Genomic DNA, 17,191 nt, shown 5'->3' with positions numbered 1-17,191 from the left:
TTTGAAAAAAGCTCGAACAATGGATATTAAAACTTCAAAAATAGAACTGGTAAAAATGATTCTCAATATTGAGAACGATACATTTATTCAAAGATTAACTGATTTTATAAATAATGAAAAGGCAGATTTCTGGAATGAACTGAATGCAGAGGAACAAGCAGAGATAAAAAGAGGGATTGAGCAGTTAAACCAAGGCAATAGAAAGTCTTATAAAGAAGTTTTAGACAAAATTTCGTGATGGATGTCTACTTTTCTGATATTGCCGAAACTAAATTAGAAGAGCTAACAACTTATTTATTATCGAAATGGAGTTATAAAGTAAAAAAAGATTTTTTATTAAAACTCAATAAAAAGATAGAACAGATTGCATTACAGCCAGAAAGTTGTCCATTTTCAAAAGAATCTGGTGGTGTATATAAGTGTGTTGTTACTAAACAAAATACATTTTATTACCGAATACGCTTTGAATTAAATGAAATTGAAATTATCACTTTCTTCGACACTCGACAGGATCCAAGGAAATTAAGAAAGCAATTGAAGTAAGAACTTTCATCAACTATTTTTTCAATATATTCAATAATGTCCATTTAATGATAGAACAATAATTCTATTTTCCTTCACTTCATACACTATTCTATTTTGCGGCTCGAACAACCAAACCTAACAGGTCTTTAAGACCTGTTAGGTTTAATCGATATTAAATATATTTCTCTAAATCTTCTTGAGCCACGGTTGAATAATTACTTTCTTTATACTGTTTTCGACTCTTTTTAATTTTTTCAACAAAATCAGGGTTGTATGGACTATCTTCGTCTCCAGTTTCAAAAGCAACTTTTAGTTCTTTCAAATATTCTGTAATTTTTTTCATTTTATCGCTTACAGCATGGACGATGATTGTCTTCATAATTACTATTGTTCTATGAATAAATATACAAAATTAAGGCAAAACCAAATAGGTTTTAAAAAACCTGTTTGGTTTAATCGGCAGTATTATTTCAAATTTATTCGTGTATTATTGACAGAAAACACCGCTGTTGAAAAGCCATTAAAAAATTCCGCACAACCCATTTACAAACTTATATATTTAAAGTATTTTTGCCTATGCAAAACAACGTCCTCATTTTAGATTTTGGTTCGCAGTACACCCAATTAATCGCAAGACGCGTGCGGGAGCTGAACATTTACTGCGAAATACACCCTTACCATCATATTCCGGAAAGCCTTGACCCTTTTAAGGCGGTAATACTTTCCGGCAGTCCGTTTTCCGTTCGTGCGGAGGATGCACCACACCCCGATCTTTCAAAAATTCGCGGCCACAAGCCTCTTTTGGCAGTTTGTTACGGAGCGCAATATTTGGCTCATTTTAGCGGCGGTAGCGTGGAGCCTTCAAACATTCGCGAATACGGGAGAGCAAAGCTTTCCATGATAAAATCTGGGGAAGCTTTCTTTCAAGGCATTCCAGAAAACACTAATGTGTGGATGAGCCATAGCGATACCATCGCCAAACTTCCCGAAAACGGAGTGCGTTTGGCGAGTACGGTAGATGTGCTAAATGCCGCATATAGAATTGAAGGAGAAGAAACCTATGCCATTCAATTTCATCCAGAGGTTTACCACACTACCCACGGGAAGCACTTGCTTGAAAATTTCTTGGTAAACATTGCCGAAGTACCACAAACTTGGACTCCTGCAGCTTTTGTAGAAACTACGGTTGCCACCTTAAAAGAGCAAATTGGCGATGGCAAAGTAGTACTTGGTTTAAGTGGGGGTGTAGATTCTACGGTAGCAGCGATTCTTTTGAACAAAGCTATCGGCGGAAACTTGTACTGTATTTTTGTAAACAACGGTTTGCTTCGTAAAAATGAATTTGAAAGCGTGCTTCACCAATATAAAGACATGGGGTTAAACGTAAAAGGTGTAGATGCCTCCGAGCGTTTTTTGGAAGCGTTGCGAAACGAAAGCGACCCCGAACGAAAGCGAAAAGCCATTGGCAATGCCTTTATTGAAGTCTTTGACGACGAAGCACATCAATTAACGGGAGTAGATTGGCTTGGTCAAGGCACCATCTATCCGGATGTTATTGAAAGTGTTTCGGTAAACGGGCCATCGGTTACAATTAAAAGCCACCACAATGTTGGGGGACTCCCCGATTTTATGAAGTTGAAGGTGGTAGAACCTTTGCGAATGCTTTTTAAAGACGAAGTTCGCCGGGTTGGAAAGGAAATGGGAATTGATGCAGAACTTTTGGGAAGACATCCCTTTCCAGGGCCTGGATTGGCCATTAGAATTTTAGGCGATATTACGGCCGAAAAAGTTCGTATATTACAAGAGGTTGATGCAATTTTTATCAACGGGCTCAAAAAATGGGAACTCTACGACAAGGTATGGCAAGCCGGAGCTATTTTATTACCTATAAATAGTGTAGGTGTTATGGGCGACGAACGTACATATGAAAAAGTAGTGGCGCTGCGTGCCGTGCAATCTACCGATGGCATGACCGCAGACTGGGTAGATTTGCCCTACGAATTTTTGCAGGAAGTGAGCAACCATATAATAAATCGGGTTAAAGGCGTTAATAGAGTAGTCTACGATATTAGCTCCAAACCGCCTGCAACCATTGAGTGGGAATAACTAAAATTAGAGACTATGTTTGGCAAATTTAAAAAATTGATTATCCCTATGTTAAAGTGTTTAATATACGTTTCAGTAACCTTATTATTTATGGTTAGTTGTGGTTCCGCTGCTCAACAACAATACAAAAGTCATGCGGTCCAAAAAGGCGAAACGGTTTATAGCATTGCCAAAGCGTATAATATTTCGGAAGAGACCATTTATAATCTCAACCCAGATTCCAGAAGTGAACTCAAGGTAAATAGCGTGCTAATAATTCCTTCGAACAGTGTAATTAGCTCCGGAACAAACAAAAATAATTATCGCGACCACAAGGTAAAAAGAAAAGAAACGCTTTACGGTATTGCACAGATGTACAACGTAAGTGTGGACGATATTAAAAAGCTGAATAAGGAATTGTATTCACGTGGATTAAAAAAGGGCGAAAGGCTGCTAATTCCGGCGGCGAATAAAACCACAGGAAAAGATACAGAATTAGCACCCGGAACTAAGCATTATACTGTAAAAGCAAAGGAAACCAAGTTTGGCATTGCCAGAAAATTTGGAATTAGCATTGCCGAACTCGAGGATTTAAATCCAGATTTAGGAAAAGGATTAAACGTTGGCGCAACACTTGTTGTACCCGAAAAAATTGTACTTGAAAATGCTGAAATAGACGAAGAAAACTTTCAGTATTACGAAGTAAACCCAAAAGAAGGATTTTATAGACTGAAGGTGAAATTTGGACTTTCGGAGGAAGAAATTATCGCTTTAAACCCCTATGCAAAAGATGGATTAAAAGAAGGTATGATCCTAAAACTTCCCAAGGAAAAAGCAGATATTACTAAAGATGATGTTTCAGAAATAAATCTAGAAAACAGAATCAAGAATAAGAAAATGAAAACGGTTGCCTTAATGTTACCGTTTCGATTAATGGGCAATCCGAGCGATTCTACCAGTAATAATACCGATTTATTAAAAAGAGATCCCACACTTCGCGTAGCCTTAGATTTTTATAGCGGAGCCTTAATGGCAGCTGAATTTGCCAAAGACAACGGCATTTCAGTAACGATAGACGTATATGATACCGAAAAAAGCGAAAGCAAAGTTGCTGCTATTGTTTCCAGCGGTAAATTTAAAAATGCGGATGCGGTAATTGGCCCGCTACTTCAAAAAAATGTAGAACGAGCTTCCGATCTATTAAAAGACGAAAAGATTCCAGTTTTTTCACCTTTAAGCAATCGGGAAATGGCCATGAACGACAATCTTTTCCAGACCCTACCAACAGATGCCATTCTTCAAAAAACGATGATTCGGTATATAAAGCAGCACAGTGCAGGGAAAAATATTATTATAATTTCCGATGCAAAACACACGCAGCAACGAGATATGATTATAGCGGCCATACCATCGGCTAAAACCGTAACACCTCGCGGAGGTGGTTATGTGCAAATGAGCGATATTACTGCTGCCGCTACGGAGGGCAGCGAAAACTGGGTTCTTCTCGAATCAAAAAATCCGGTTTTAATTAGTAGTGCGGTAAATGCTGCTGCAGCAATGCCTGCCAACTATAAAACGCGATTGTTTACTTTAGATAAAAACGATGCTTTTGAATGGCACGAGGTATCGAGCAGGCGCTTGGCAAAGCTAAATTTCACATTTCCATCGGTGAATAAAAATATTTCAGAAGTGGATAAAAATCCATTTATGATCAGTTATAAAAACAAGTATGGGGTTTTACCCAATAGGTACGCCATTCGAGGTTTTGATGTTACATACGACGTGTTGCTGCGCTTGGCATCAGATAACAATATTTACGACGCTGTTTATCCTGAAAGCGAAACAACATACATTGAAAACAAGTTTAGATACGAACCTTCGGAAAGTCGTGGCTATCACAATGAAGCTGCCTATATTTTAAAATACAACGACGAACTTAAATTTGACATAGTAGAATGAGCACTTCCAAAGTAACCTATTTGGGCAACCTGCGAACTGAAAACGAACATTTAAAATCGGGCAATAAATTTATTACCGATGCTCCCACCGATAATAATGGCAAGGGAGAAGCATTTTCCCCAACAGACACTGTGGCTACGGGCCTTGCAAATTGTATGATTACGGTTATGGGCATTAAAGCGCGCGATATAAACGTAAATATGGATGGCACCACAGCGATGGTAACAAAAACCATGGCCGCCAATCCGCGCCGTATTTCAAAAGTGGAAGTGATTCTGGATTTTCCCAAGGGAATAGATGAAAAATCGAGAAAAATACTTGAAAACACAGGTAGAACCTGCCCTGTACTCTACAGCCTGCATCCGGATATTGAGAAGGTAATTAAATTTAATTGGTAGGCTTCGGACACTTCTTTTTTTGGAAGCGGCCAACTAGGTATTGTTTTTGATATATCGTGATTATGAAACTATTTTTGGCTCTTGTATTTTCTATGTTGCTTTTTCCGCAGCACAAGCCCGAAAAATTATTTTGGAGGGAACATCAAAAACTAACTTGGGAAGATTTTCGCGGAAAGCCTATTCCCAGCGCTAGTTTTGTTGCCAGCACCAATACTGGGATAAGTTTTGAATATAGCTATACCATTAAAAACAATGTTGTAAATGTAACCTATACCATAGCTAGTTTTTTTACTCCTGAAAGTTCTTGGTTTATTCCTGAAAAGGTAAACGATCACATATTACAACACGAGCAAGCGCATTTTGATATTTCAGAATTGCACGCACGTATGCTTCGAAAAAACTTGGAGGGAAAAAAATTTTCAAAAAAAATTAAGTCAGAAATCGAATCTATTTATAGGCAAGTAGAACAAAAAAGACGCGCCATGCAAACCAAGTTCGATGCTGAGACGGACCATTCCAGAAATGCAGATAAAGAAGCATTTTGGCAAAAGTACATCGCACAACAACTCGCTGCTTATGAATCCTGGAAATAGCCCAGACCCAAACCACTTGGTAGAACTTGCCAATTACAAAATGCCTTTTGGAAAATACGAAGGTTATTATCTGGCGAATATTCCCGAATACTATTTTGTGTGGTTTAAACAGAAAGGCTTTCCCGAAGGCAAGTTGGGACGGATGATGGCTGAAATGTACGAGCTTAAATTAAATGGCTTGGAGGGATTACTTCAAAAGTTAATTAAAAAATGAAGAAGCTATTCAGCTATCTTTGGCCAAGTACGCGTCGTTTTTCTTCAGAAATAAATGGCATTCTGGAGGTTACCTATATTAATGGTAAAAAAGTTTTAGATACAAAAAACGCAAATTACTCGTATGGCTCGCTCCAAAAAATATTAGAAATAGGTCTGACAAAAGTAGATTTAAACAAGGTTGACAATTTACTGTTGCTGGGGATGGGTGGCGGTAGTATTATAAAATCGCTACGAGAAACATTTGACTATAAAAATAATATTGTGGCCGTTGAAATAGACCCACAAATAATAAATATAGCCAAGGCGGAATTTGCAGTTTCGGCGTCTGAAAAGCTACAAATTGTGGAGGAAGATGCTTTTCAATTTGTAAAAAACTCTAAAGACCAATTTCAATTAATCATCATCGATTTATTTATTGACACGGAGGTCCCTCCTATTTTTTTCGGAAAGGAATTTTGTATAAATGTATCTAAATTACTGCAAACTGAGGGTTATTTAATATTTAATGCGGGTATCAATCTCGCTAAAACCTCAAAAACAATTGAAACGGTTAGCACTAATTTTGGCAGTGATTTTCAATTTCAGCATTATAAAAAAGTACAAGGAACAAACACCTTATTGGTGGCTCAAAAAGGCAGTTTATAGTAAAAAAAAACTACTTCGAGAAACTGTTAACAATTAACTAGTATCGTTTCCTCCTTTCCACAATAAAAATGTACCTTTGCATCCCGTATAGACATTTCAGCACAGGCACTCATGAATACTACAAAATACATCTTCGTTACGGGCGGGGTTTCATCATCTTTAGGGAAAGGAATTATTGCGGCATCGCTGGCGAAGCTACTTCAGGCCAGAGGATATCGTGTTACCCTGCAAAAATTAGATCCTTATATAAATGTAGATCCAGGGACCTTAAACCCGTACGAACACGGCGAGTGCTATGTAACTGATGACGGAGCCGAAACCGATTTAGATTTAGGGCATTACGAGCGTTTTTTGAATGTAAATACATCGCAAGCCAATAACGTAACTACGGGGCGAATTTACCAGAGCGTAATCCAAAAGGAACGCCGAGGCGAATTTTTAGGAAAGACCGTTCAGGTAATTCCACATATTACAAACGAAATAAAGGAACGCGTACAATTACTAGGAAATACTGGAGAGTACGATATTATTATCACCGAAATTGGCGGTACAGTGGGCGATATTGAGTCGTTGCCCTATATAGAAGCGGTACGCCAAATGAAGTGGGAAATGGGCGATGACAATGCCTTGGTAATTCATTTAACCCTTGTGCCCTATCTTTCTGCTGCTGGCGAGTTAAAAACAAAACCCACACAGCATTCGGTAAAAACCTTGATGGAAAGCGGAATTCGCGCAGATATTTTAGTTTGCCGAACGGAGCACGAACTTTCTTCTGATTTAAGAAGAAAATTGGCGTTATTCTGTAATGTAAAAGAGGAAGCCGTTATACAATCTATAGATGCTTCAACCATTTACGATGTGCCAAATATGATGCTCGATGAAGGGTTGGATACCGTTACACTTCAGAAATTAAATTTAAAGAATTCAAAAAAACCAGATTTAAAGCAGTGGAATAAATTTCTACAGAGACATAAAAATCCAAAGGGCGAAGTACATATTGGGTTAATTGGCAAATATGTAGAATTGCAAGACAGTTATAAATCTATTTTAGAATCGTTTATTCATGCAGGAGCGGAAAACGAAGTAAAGGTAAAGTTAGAATTTATTCATTCGGAACATATAAATGCTAAAACTATCGGGAAAAAACTATCTAAACTCGATGGAATTTTAGTGGCTCCCGGCTTTGGTGAACGAGGAATTGAAGGCAAAGTTGCTGCGGTGCGTTACGCGCGTGAAAACAATTTACCCTTTTTGGGCATTTGTTTGGGAATGCAAATGGCGGTAATTGAGTTTGCACGAAATGTTTTAAAACTTAAAGATGCAAATAGCACCGAAATGGACACACAAACCAAAGATCCTGTAATTAGTATTATGGAGGATCAGAAAAATATAACAGACATGGGAGGCACCATGCGTTTGGGTGCTTGGAAATGCGATCTAAAAAAAGGAAGTATTGCCAGAAACGTTTATAAGGCCAATACCATTGAAGAGCGGCATCGCCACAGATATGAATTTAACGATAAATATCGCGAGCAATTGGAGGCGGCGGGGCTTGTGGCCACGGGAGTAAATCCGGATACCGGTTTGGTTGAAATTATTGAAATACCCAGTCATCCGTGGTTTGTAGGTGTACAATATCACCCAGAATACAAAAGTACGGTTGCCAATCCACATCCACTTTTTGTGGCCTTTGTAAAAGCTGTACACGACCATTCCTTAAAGAAAAAATAAGACAATTTGGCGTAAAGCCAAAATAGGCGGGATTATTGTTTTGCCTTATAAAATTAACGATAATACACTTTTGAAATATTTCAAAAGAAGAAACAAAAGATGGAACAAAAAAAATTCGACTTAAACTCACTCGTAGGCTTTTTATTAATTGGTGGTATCCTAATCTGGATGCTCTATATGAACAAACCCACCGAAGCCGAGCTTCAAGCTGAAAAAGCCAAAACCGAAGCGGCTGCCAAGCAAGAAGCCGAAGCCAAAAAAATAGCCGGGGATGTTACGCTCTCTGAAGCAACCGCCGATACAATGAAATCTGTTAAGCCTGGAGATTCTTTGGCGTACGAGCAGTTAAAAAACAAATTAGGTTCCTTTGCATATTCGGGAACGCTACCTTCTGCTACAGACGATATCACTGTTTTTGAAAACGATGTGTTGTATTTGGAAGTAAGCAATAAAGGCGGGTATATTGCCGAAGCGCTTCTGAAAAATTTTACCAAGTACGATTCTGTTCCCGTTTATTTAATAAAGGATGGCAATGCTTCGTTAAACCTTCAGTTTTCATCGGAAAACAGAACACTAAATACCCAAGATTTATTTTTTGAACCTACCCTGAGCAACAATGGAGAGGACCAAGTGCTCTCTATGAAGCTTAAAACTTCAGAAAATGGTTTCATTGAATACCGCTATACACTGCACCCGGGCGAATATATGTTAGATTTTAGCATTAACAGCCAAGGTTTAGACGGTGTTATCAATACATCGCAACCCATGTATTTAGACTGGAATTTAAAGGGATATCGCCATGCGAAAAGTATTTCGTACGAAAATCGATATTCGCGTTTAACCTATGAATACGACGGTGAAAAACATTCAAAACTTTCCCCTACTGGCGAAGATGACGAGTTGGAAAAGGATGTAACGTGGATGAACTTCCGTCAGCATTTCTTCAGTTCTATGTTGCTTACCGATACGCCGTTTAAAGAGGTAAAACTTACTTCGGTAGATTTGGTGAAAGACGAAGAAATAGATACGGTTTTCACCAAACAATACGGGGCAAAAATGCTAATAGAGCCTAAGAATGGTGCTCTGGCCCAGCATATGAATATGTATATTGGACCGTCTGATTATCAGATTTTCAAAAAATACGATCGCAATTTAGACGAGGCTATGCCACTGGGTTGGGGAATATTTGGAATGATTAACAAATATATAATTATTCCTGTATTTGGCTTTTTAACAGACTTTTTACCTGCGGGAATAGCCATTATTGTTTTAACCATTTTAATAAAACTTTTACTATCACCCGTACAGTACAAACAGTATTTGGCGCAGGCAAAAATGAAGGTTTTAAAGCCTGAAATGGACGAGATAAAAGCAAAGTACAAAGACAACAAACTGAAAATTCAGCAGGAAACCATGAAGCTTCAAAACTCTGCCGGCGCGAGTCCGTTAAAGGGATGTTTACCTGCCTTGCTTCAAATTCCCGTGTTTTATGCGTTGTTTACGTTTTTCCCTTCCGCCTTCGATTTAAGGCAGAAAAGTTTTCTTTGGGCAGACGATCTTTCGAGTTATGACACCATTGCAGAATTGCCATTTCACATACCATTTTACGGAGACCACGTAAGTTTATTTCCAATTTTGGCCTCCATTGCCATCTTTGTTTATATGATGATGACTATGGGTCAGAATATGCAGCAGCAGCAACAGCCGGGGATGCCAAATATGAAATTCCTAATGTATTTGTCGCCTTTGTTTATGTTGGTGTTCTTTAACAACTATGCCAGTGGACTTTCCTTGTATTACTTTGTTTCAAACTTGATTACCATTGGTATCATGCTTGTGATAAAGAATTTTATTATTGATGAGGATAAAATTCACGCTAAAATTCAAGTGAAAAAAGCCACGCCTAAAAAACAGAATAAATTTCAGCGTAAAATGGCTGAAATGATGGAACAGGCTGAGCAGCAAAAAAGAGGAAAATAAAACCTTTTGGCTGCAGTAGGAATTTTTTAAAATCCCCAACTCTCGCAGCTTTTTCTTAAAATAAAACCAATCTTTCTCTCCTTTTTTTGTAGAGGTAAAGATTGGGATGCCAGAATCTATAATCACGGTGTATTAAAATAGAAGTTGTATTACGGCGTTCTACATTTTAGGGAAATAAAACAAGACAATGAAAAAACTACTTTTTATTCTTTTCTTCGGAATAGCTTTTACCTCCACTGATGGTTTTTCACAAGGTGAAATTAATCAATTAGACGCACAGGGAAAACGTCATGGCGTGTGGAAAAAGAACTATGAAGGCACAAATCAACTTCGGTACGAAGGTACTTTTGAGCATGGAAAAGAAGTAGGAACATTTAAGTTTTATTGCGAAGAATGCAAAGACAAGCCCACGGTAATTAAAAACTTCACCGGGAAAGACAATGTTGCGGAAGTGAAGTATTTTACGATTAAGGGCAAAGTGGTAAGCGAAGGCCAAATGCGGGATAAGGACCGTATTGGCGAATGGGTTTATTATCATGAAAAGTCGAAAAATGTAATGACGCGCGAGCAGTACACAAATGGCAAGTTGGACGGAAAAGTAATTACGTATTATCCCAACGGAAATATTACTGAAGAAACCACATATATTAATGGCATAAAGGAGGGAGCAGACAATTATTATTCCCCCACAGGCGTATTGTTGAAAAAGCTGCAGTACACCAACGGCCAATTACACGGTGCAGCCACTTATTACGATGCTGCGGGTGCTGTACTCATTGAAGGTTTTTACAAAGACGGCAAAAAACACGGACTTTGGAAATATTACAAAAACGGGGAAGTAATTTTGGAAGAAACCTACCCCAAAGACCCTAAAAATTAGCCTGTTCGGTAAGTTTGCACCCTCCCGATCGACAGATATAATCAAAAAGTATTTTTTATCTTTGCACCTCGGTGGGTTTTAGCCAATAAGGCAAACGATTACACATTTAATTGCTATGAAAAAACGAGTAGTTGTAGGACTGAGCGGAGGAGTTGATTCCAGCGTTGCAGCCTATCTTTTAAAGAAACAGGGCTACGATGTTATTGGTCTTTTTATGAAAAATTGGCACGATGACACCGTAACAATTTCTGATGAATGCCCGTGGTTAGAGGACAGTAATGACGCCATGCTCGTAGCCGAAAAATTGGGCATTCCCTTTCAAACTGTAGATTTAAGTGAAGCTTATAAAGAGCGCATTGTAGATTATATGTTTCGCGAGTATAAGATGGGCCGTACGCCAAACCCCGATGTGTTGTGCAATCGTGAAATAAAATTTGACGTTTTTATGAAAATTGCGCTTGGTTTGGGTGCCGATTATGTAGCTACGGGACATTATTGTCGCAAAGGCACTTCAACTTCGCACAATGACCAAAATGGCAAAACGAAAGAAATTTTTCATTTATTGGCCGGTAAAGATCCGAATAAGGATCAATCGTATTTTTTGTGTCAACTTTCGCAGGAGCAACTTGCAAAAACCCTCTTCCCTATTGGCGAATTATTAAAACCCGAAGTTCGAAAAATTGCAGCTGAGCAAGGGTTAATTACCGCCGAAAAGCGCGATTCGCAAGGGTTGTGTTTTATCGGAAAAGTGAGATTGCCTGAATTTCTTCAGCAAAAATTAGCTCCCAAAGACGGTGCTATAGTAGAAGTTCCCGCTAGTTTTTCAGAATATAAAATTGCCGCCCCTACTTTTTCTTCCGAAGAAGAAGAACTGGCATATTTATCTTCAAAACACAAATATTCCATAACCGATGGCAAGCAAGTGGGAGTGCATCATGGAGCGCACTATTTTACAAAAGGGCAACGCAAAGGTTTGGCAGTTGGCGGAACCAAAGAGCCACTATTTGTAATAGAAACAGATGTAGATGAAAATGTAATTTACACGGGGCAAGGCAAATCACATCCCGGTCTTTACAGACGTGGGCTATTTGTAAAAAAAGAAGAAATTCACTGGGTTCGCGAAGACTTGGAGCTTGTTGAAGACGAAAAAATGGAAGTGGATGCACGCATTCGTTATAGGCAACCTTTAGAAAAAGCCACATTGCACCGCACTGTTTCCGGACTTTATATTATATTTGAAAACCCGCAATCTGCAATAACTGAAGGGCAATTTGTTGCCTGGTATAAAGGTGCTGAGTTATTGGGAAGCGGAGTAATTTCCTAAAAAAAATCTATGATGAAAAAATTATCCCTATTTGTATTTGTATTTGTTACCACCCTCTGTTTTTCACAAGTAGAAGACGCCTTGGTGTTTTTAGAGTCGAAGGATCCAGCAGTAGTTTCTGCGGCCTTGGCAAATCCGCTTAGCATTTTAACACAAGCGGCACTCGATAGAAAATACGCCCAAGGCACTCCAATAGACGACCGTGATGTTCCTTTAAACGAAACTCAAAAAGCCGAAATAAACGCATCTACCGGAATTACTGTTCTCGCTAAATCTAAATGGTTAAATGCGGTTTACGTTCGCGGGACGGAAAACAACATCAACAATCTTTTAAATCTTCCTTTTGTTGAAGATATTGAATTTGCAGATAAAACTTTAAACAGACCCACCAGCGGAAAGCAATTTACAAAGGACAAGTTTGAAGTTGAAAACGAATTACAGTCTAGAGTAGTGTATAATTATGGTTCTGCAACAAACCAAACCGAAATGATTGCCGTGGATTATCTTCACGAAAACGATTTTATTGGGCAAGATATACTGGTTGCTTTTATGGATAATGGATATCCTGGTGTATTAACGAATCCGGCATATGCCACTCTGAGAAATGAAGGCAGGCTATTAGGATACTACGATTTTGCTGCACGTGTTGAAAATCCGAATGGCAATGGCAGTCACGGCGCTAGTACTTTTAGCGATGCTGCTGGATTATTAAACGGTCAGTTTGTAGGTACTGCTCCCGGGGCTTCGTACTATTTATACATTACCGAAGACAGCGATGAAACTCCTGCTGAAGAAGCATATTGGGTAGAGGCGTTAGAACGCGCCGATAGTTTGGGAGTGTATGTAACCAATACTTCCCTAGGGTATCAGGATTTTGATAATTCTTCTTACGATCATACCTACCAAGATTTAGACGGACAAACCACAATTGCTGCCAGAGGAGCCAACGCCGCTTATGACAAAGGAATGATAAATGTTACTTCTGCCGGAAACGATGGCAGACCGGGCGATTTTGGATATGTTGCCACTCCAGGAGATGCGCCTGGCAGTTTTACTATTGGTTCTGTAAACAGTTCAGGGAATCCTTCGGGATTTAGTTCATACGGACCAACCGTTGATGGCCGTATTAAACCCGATGTGGTAGCCCAAGGTTCAAGTGCTGCCGTAGTTGATCAATACGGAAATGTTACAACGTCCAGTGGAACTTCTTTTAGTTCACCCATTACAGCAGGAGCGGTAGCTTCGTTATGGAGTGCTGTTCCGCATTTAAAAAATGAAGTTGTTACTCAGGCCATTCGCGAGTCAGCGAGCAGATACACCAACCCTACCGATAAGTTGGGTTATGGTATTCCAAATTTTGGAGAGGCCCTAAACGCCCTACTTTTATTGAGTGTTGAAGAAGAAATGCAGGATACACATTTTGCCTTATACCCTAACCCTGTTAGTACACAAATAAATATATCATTTCCAAAAAATTCGGATAGTGCAGAATTTGCACTTTTCAATGTGTTAGGTGAAAGAATTCTTATAACAAACATTACCACGGTACAAAACAGTGTTGATGTTTCGGGGCTAGCTTCGGGTATGTATATTGCTTCTATAACTTCAGATAACAAGACAACCAGTTACAAAATTATTAAGAAGTAGTGGAAAACCGAATTACCAAGCTTTTTAATATAGAACACCCTATAATTCAAGCGGGAATGATTTGGAACAGCGGTTGGCGTCTTGCTTCAGCAGCGTCAAATGCTGGTGGCTTGGGACTTTTGGGTGCAGGTTCAATGTATCCAGAAGTTCTTCGCGAACATATTGTAAAATGCAAAAAAGCTACAGATAAACCTTTTGGCGTTAACGTGCCAATGCTCTACCCCGATATTGAAAAAATTATTGATATAATTATTGAAGAAGGTGTAAAAATTGTTTTTACTTCCGCAGGAAACCCAAAAACGTTTACTTCAAAATTGAAAGAAAACGGAATTACTGTGGTACACGTTGTAAGCAGTGTAAAATTTGCATTAAAAGCACAGGAAGCTGGTGTAGATGCTATCGTTGCCGAAGGTTTTGAAGCCGGTGGCCACAACGGTCGGGAAGAAACTACGACTTTTACATTAATACCAATGGTGAAGGAACAATTAAAGGTGCCATTAATTGCCGCAGGGGGAATTGCCACGGGTCGTGGAATGCTCGCCGCAATGGTTTTGGGCGCAGACGGAGTGCAAGTGGGAAGTCGGTTTGTGGCTTCGGAAGAAGCTTCATCGCACCGTGCATTTAAACAAATGGTTGTTGATGCTAAGGAAGGCGACACCCAACTAACATTAAAAGAATTGGCTCCTGTTAGAATGTTGAAGAATAAATTTTTTGAAAGTGTTGTTCAACTATACACTACCAATCCTACCAAAGTAGATCTCATAAAACATTTAGGTCGGGCCCGTGCCAAACGTGGCATGTTCGAAGGCGATTTGGAAGAGGGAGAATTGGAAATAGGGCAAATTGCTGGACTTATTCACGATATAAAACCAGCAGCAGAAATTTTAAAGGATATGGTTTTAGAGTTCGAAATGGCAAAAAAAGAGGTTGCAAATTTTTAAAATTAAAAAAAGCATTAGTTAAAAAAAAAACCCTTCCATTTACTAACGGAAGGGTTTTCATTTCAATATTCACTTATAAAACTACTCTTTTAAAAGGCGTTTGGTTGTCTGTCCGTATTTACCCTTTATCTTCACATAATAGGAAGCAGCGGCAAGTTGGTCAACGTTTATTGGTTTAACATTGCCCATACCTCGAAGGTCTGCGGTCTGCACCAATCTTCCTCTTAGATCGTAAATCTCCAGTCGCTCCAATTCCAATAACTTCGGATTGCCGATGTTTAGAATATTCTTGGCCGGTACCGGATACATCGTAATGCTTCCAAGGTCGTAGCTATTCTCGCCAACCCCCAGTTCGCTCTCAACGATTAACTCGAAGTCGCAGGTGCTGGTGTTGCCATAGGCATCGGTGGCCGTAAAGGAAATTGTATAGGTACCGTCAGAAAGTGGCGTTCCTGCCGCCGGGCTCTGAGAGGTTAACGTAACCGGATCTGTACAGTTGTCTATTGCTGTAGCTTCACCCGTTGCAAAGTAATCTGGAAGGATATAGAAAATGTTGCCAGGTCCCGGATCAACGGTCTGATCTGCAGGGCAGGTAATAACCGGCGCTAATAAGTCTACAACTGTAACTTGCGCTGTACAAGTTGCAAGGTTGCCGTTTACATCCATTGTGAATACTTGAACGGTAATTGGCGCTCCTATATCGGCACAGCTAAAGTTTGTAATATCTACTGCCGAAGCAAAGATTCCACAAGCGTCATCGTTAGAGGCTATCACATCACTTGGGTCAAGAACGGCAGTACCATCTGCACCAAGTTCAAGCGTAAAGTCTTGACAAACTAATACTGGGCTTGTATTGTCTTCTACCGTTACGGTAGCCGTACAAGTTGATGTATTGCCGTTTACATCGGTTACTGTTAATGTTACAATGTTATCGCCAACATTTGAACAGTCGAAGGTATCTATATCGAGATCATAGCTCGCAATGCCACAAGCATCGGTGCTTCCTCCGTCAACGTTTATTCCTGCAATGGTTACCGTGCCCGACGCATCAAGCGCTACCGTGATGTCCTGGCAAACAGCTACGGGTGCCGTAACATCCTCAACGGTTACTATTGCGGTACAGGTTGACGTATTTCCGTGAACATCGGTTACCGTTAGCGTTACGTTGTTGGTACCAACATCGCTACAATCAAACGTGCTTGGACTTACTAAAGAAGTCGCTATTCCACAGTTATCGGAACTACCTCCATCAACATCTGCCGGGGTAATTGTTGCGTTACCGGCCGCATCAAGTTGAATGGTGATATTCTGGCAGACCATAGTGGGTGGTTCATTATCCGTTACGGTAATAGTAAAACTGCAGGTGCTGGTGTTTCCATTTACATCGGTCGCGGTGAATTCAATGGTGTTTACGCCTACCGGGAAACCACTTCCGCTGGGGTCGCCCATTGTTTGGACGACGCTTGCAATGCCGCAATTATCGAAAGCCACCGGAGTAACAAAGGTTACCGTTGCAGCACAATCTCCCGCATCTGTGTTGGCGGTAATGTCTGCTGGGCAAATAATTGTTGGTGCAATGCTATCCTCAACGGTAACCGTTGTTGTACAGGTTGACACGTTTCCGTTTACATCGGTTACGGTTAAGGTAATCGTGTTCGGACCTACATCTGCACAGGTGAATGTTGATTTGTCAATTGTCGTGGTTGCGATACCGCAGGCGTCTGTGCTTCCAGCGTCAATATCGCCAACGGTAATACTTGCGTTTCCTGTTGCATCCAATTGAAGGGTAAACGGCGCGGCACAGTTTGCTACTGGGGCTACGGTGTCTTCAACGGTTACAACTGTTGTACAGGTTGAAGTATTACCGTTTACATCGGTTACGGTGAGTGTCACCGTATTGGGTCCTATGTTGGCACAGCTGAACGTTGACTTATCTATGGAAGTAGTCGCAATACCACAATTGTCGGTGCTCCCATTTTCAATATCGGCAACGGTAATTGAAGCGTTTCCACTGGCATCCAATTGAAGGGTGAACGGTGCAGCGCAGTTTGCTACGGGGGCTTCGGTATCGTTTACTGTTACATCAAAACTACACGTAGATTGAAGTCCGGCTCCATCGGTAACCACAAAAGTGTTGGTGGTTGTTCCGATGGGGAAGGTAGCGCCTGAAGGCAAGCCAGCGGTCTGCGAAGTAGTGGCACCGGTACAATTGTCGGTACCAACGGGAGTGGTATAGATTATTACCGCACCGCAGATTCCTGGGTCGT

16 protein-coding genes are annotated in these 17,191 nt (G+C 40.0%); 14 read left to right on the top strand and 2 right to left on the bottom strand.

The window, feature by feature from the left end:
* The first annotated feature begins 19 nt into the window (after nucleotides 1–19).
* Nucleotides 20–238 (top strand): hypothetical protein, encoded by a 219-nt coding sequence (locus VZD24_RS00080; RefSeq protein ID WP_279447372.1) that lies wholly within the window; start codon nucleotides 20–22, stop codon nucleotides 236–238.
* The gene (locus tag VZD24_RS00075) at nucleotides 238–543 is read left to right on the top strand and encodes a type II toxin-antitoxin system RelE/ParE family toxin (RefSeq protein ID WP_279447371.1); all 306 of its coding nucleotides are present in this window, start codon (nucleotides 238–240) and stop codon (nucleotides 541–543) included. The genes VZD24_RS00080 and VZD24_RS00075 overlap by 1 nt, the downstream gene beginning before the upstream one ends.
* A 154-nt stretch (nucleotides 544–697) precedes the next feature.
* Here the strand turns inward: VZD24_RS00075 and VZD24_RS00070 are convergent, their stop codons facing one another.
* Entirely contained in the window at nucleotides 698–904 is a 207-nt protein-coding gene (locus tag VZD24_RS00070) for a DUF2683 family protein (RefSeq protein ID WP_279447370.1), read from the bottom strand.
* Nucleotides 905–1,101: 197 nt separating this feature from the next.
* On the opposite strand from VZD24_RS00070, the gene guaA reads away from it, so the two are divergent.
* The 12 genes from guaA (at nucleotide 1,102) to VZD24_RS00010 (ending at nucleotide 14,924) form a co-directional block, all read left to right on the top strand.
* Nucleotides 1,102–2,631: a glutamine-hydrolyzing GMP synthase gene (gene guaA, locus VZD24_RS00065; protein WP_279447369.1), complete on the top strand. Its 1,530-nt coding sequence runs from the start codon at nucleotides 1,102–1,104 to the stop codon at nucleotides 2,629–2,631.
* A 48-nt stretch (nucleotides 2,632–2,679) separates the two neighbouring features.
* A complete protein-coding gene (locus VZD24_RS00060) occupies nucleotides 2,680–4,569 on the top strand; it encodes a LysM peptidoglycan-binding domain-containing protein (protein ID WP_342686698.1) in 1,890 nt (629 codons plus the stop codon).
* Entirely contained in the window at nucleotides 4,566–4,967 is a 402-nt protein-coding gene (locus tag VZD24_RS00055) for an OsmC family protein (protein WP_279447367.1), read from the top strand. Before VZD24_RS00060 ends, VZD24_RS00055 begins: the two co-directional genes overlap by 4 nt.
* Before the next feature lie 62 nt (nucleotides 4,968–5,029).
* Nucleotides 5,030–5,560, top strand: a complete 531-nt coding sequence (locus VZD24_RS00050) for a DUF922 domain-containing protein (protein ID WP_342686699.1) — start codon at nucleotides 5,030–5,032, stop codon at nucleotides 5,558–5,560.
* Nucleotides 5,544–5,774 (top strand): DUF3820 family protein, encoded by a 231-nt coding sequence (locus tag VZD24_RS00045; protein ID WP_279447365.1) that lies wholly within the window; start codon nucleotides 5,544–5,546, stop codon nucleotides 5,772–5,774. Before VZD24_RS00050 ends, VZD24_RS00045 begins: the two co-directional genes overlap by 17 nt.
* Complete coding sequence (locus VZD24_RS00040; protein ID WP_342686700.1) at nucleotides 5,771–6,421, top strand: spermidine synthase; 651 nt, start codon at nucleotides 5,771–5,773, stop codon at nucleotides 6,419–6,421. Before VZD24_RS00045 ends, VZD24_RS00040 begins: the two co-directional genes overlap by 4 nt.
* Nucleotides 6,422–6,532: 111 nt before the next feature.
* A complete protein-coding gene (gene pyrG / locus VZD24_RS00035) occupies nucleotides 6,533–8,152 on the top strand; it encodes a CTP synthase (RefSeq protein WP_279447363.1) in 1,620 nt (539 codons plus the stop codon).
* A 99-nt stretch (nucleotides 8,153–8,251) separates the two neighbouring features.
* Nucleotides 8,252–10,132, top strand: coding sequence for a membrane protein insertase YidC (yidC, locus tag VZD24_RS00030; RefSeq protein WP_342686701.1), 1,881 nt, complete (start codon nucleotides 8,252–8,254; stop codon nucleotides 10,130–10,132).
* 187 nt (nucleotides 10,133–10,319) lie between these two features.
* Nucleotides 10,320–11,012, top strand: a complete 693-nt coding sequence (locus VZD24_RS00025) for a toxin-antitoxin system YwqK family antitoxin (protein ID WP_342686702.1) — start codon at nucleotides 10,320–10,322, stop codon at nucleotides 11,010–11,012.
* Nucleotides 11,013–11,127: 115 nt separating this feature from the next.
* Nucleotides 11,128–12,336 carry a tRNA 2-thiouridine(34) synthase MnmA gene (gene mnmA, locus VZD24_RS00020; RefSeq protein WP_342686703.1) on the top strand — a complete coding sequence of 403 codons (1,209 nt, stop codon included), beginning with the start codon at nucleotides 11,128–11,130 and terminating at the stop codon, nucleotides 12,334–12,336.
* A 9-nt stretch (nucleotides 12,337–12,345) separates the two neighbouring features.
* Entirely contained in the window at nucleotides 12,346–13,983 is a 1,638-nt protein-coding gene (locus tag VZD24_RS00015; protein WP_342686704.1) for a S8 family peptidase, read from the top strand.
* Nucleotides 13,983–14,924, top strand: coding sequence for an NAD(P)H-dependent flavin oxidoreductase (locus VZD24_RS00010; protein ID WP_342686705.1), 942 nt, complete (start codon nucleotides 13,983–13,985; stop codon nucleotides 14,922–14,924). The genes VZD24_RS00015 and VZD24_RS00010 overlap by 1 nt, the downstream gene beginning before the upstream one ends.
* 81 nt (nucleotides 14,925–15,005) lie before the next feature.
* Here the strand turns inward: VZD24_RS00010 and VZD24_RS00005 are convergent.
* The coding region (locus tag VZD24_RS00005) for an HYR domain-containing protein (RefSeq protein WP_342686706.1) at nucleotides 15,006–17,191 on the bottom strand (2,186 nt) is incomplete at its 5' end.

This window comes from Aequorivita flava (assembly GCF_038742595.1).
In the GTDB taxonomy this organism is placed as follows: Bacteria; Bacteroidota; Bacteroidia; order Flavobacteriales; family Flavobacteriaceae; genus Aequorivita; species Aequorivita marisscotiae.
The sequence above is the reverse complement of the archived record's forward strand: the minus strand, read 5'-3'. Positions and strand labels throughout refer to the sequence as shown.

Bases quoted from the DNA above. Each gene is read 5' to 3' on its own strand.
- mnmA (WP_342686703.1), top strand. From the start codon at position 11,128: ATGAAAAAACGAGTAGTTGTAGGACTGAGCGGAGGAGTTGATTCCAGC.
- VZD24_RS00015 (WP_342686704.1), top strand. From the start codon at position 12,346: ATGATGAAAAAATTATCCCTATTTGTATTTGTATTTGTTACCACCCTC.
- guaA (WP_279447369.1), top strand. From the start codon at position 1,102: ATGCAAAACAACGTCCTCATTTTAGATTTTGGTTCGCAGTACACCCAA.
- VZD24_RS00080 (WP_279447372.1), top strand. From the start codon at position 20: ATGGATATTAAAACTTCAAAAATAGAACTGGTAAAAATGATTCTCAAT.
- VZD24_RS00060 (WP_342686698.1), top strand. From the start codon at position 2,680: ATGTTAAAGTGTTTAATATACGTTTCAGTAACCTTATTATTTATGGTT.
- pyrG (WP_279447363.1), top strand. From the start codon at position 6,533: ATGAATACTACAAAATACATCTTCGTTACGGGCGGGGTTTCATCATCT.
- yidC (WP_342686701.1), top strand. From the start codon at position 8,252: ATGGAACAAAAAAAATTCGACTTAAACTCACTCGTAGGCTTTTTATTA.
- VZD24_RS00055 (WP_279447367.1), top strand. From the start codon at position 4,566: ATGAGCACTTCCAAAGTAACCTATTTGGGCAACCTGCGAACTGAAAAC.
- VZD24_RS00050 (WP_342686699.1), top strand. From the start codon at position 5,030: ATGAAACTATTTTTGGCTCTTGTATTTTCTATGTTGCTTTTTCCGCAG.
- VZD24_RS00045 (WP_279447365.1), top strand. From the start codon at position 5,544: ATGAATCCTGGAAATAGCCCAGACCCAAACCACTTGGTAGAACTTGCC.
- VZD24_RS00025 (WP_342686702.1), top strand. From the start codon at position 10,320: ATGAAAAAACTACTTTTTATTCTTTTCTTCGGAATAGCTTTTACCTCC.
- VZD24_RS00075 (WP_279447371.1), top strand. From the start codon at position 238: ATGGATGTCTACTTTTCTGATATTGCCGAAACTAAATTAGAAGAGCTA.
- VZD24_RS00040 (WP_342686700.1), top strand. From the start codon at position 5,771: ATGAAGAAGCTATTCAGCTATCTTTGGCCAAGTACGCGTCGTTTTTCT.
- VZD24_RS00070 (WP_279447370.1), bottom strand. From the start codon at position 904: ATGAAGACAATCATCGTCCATGCTGTAAGCGATAAAATGAAAAAAATT.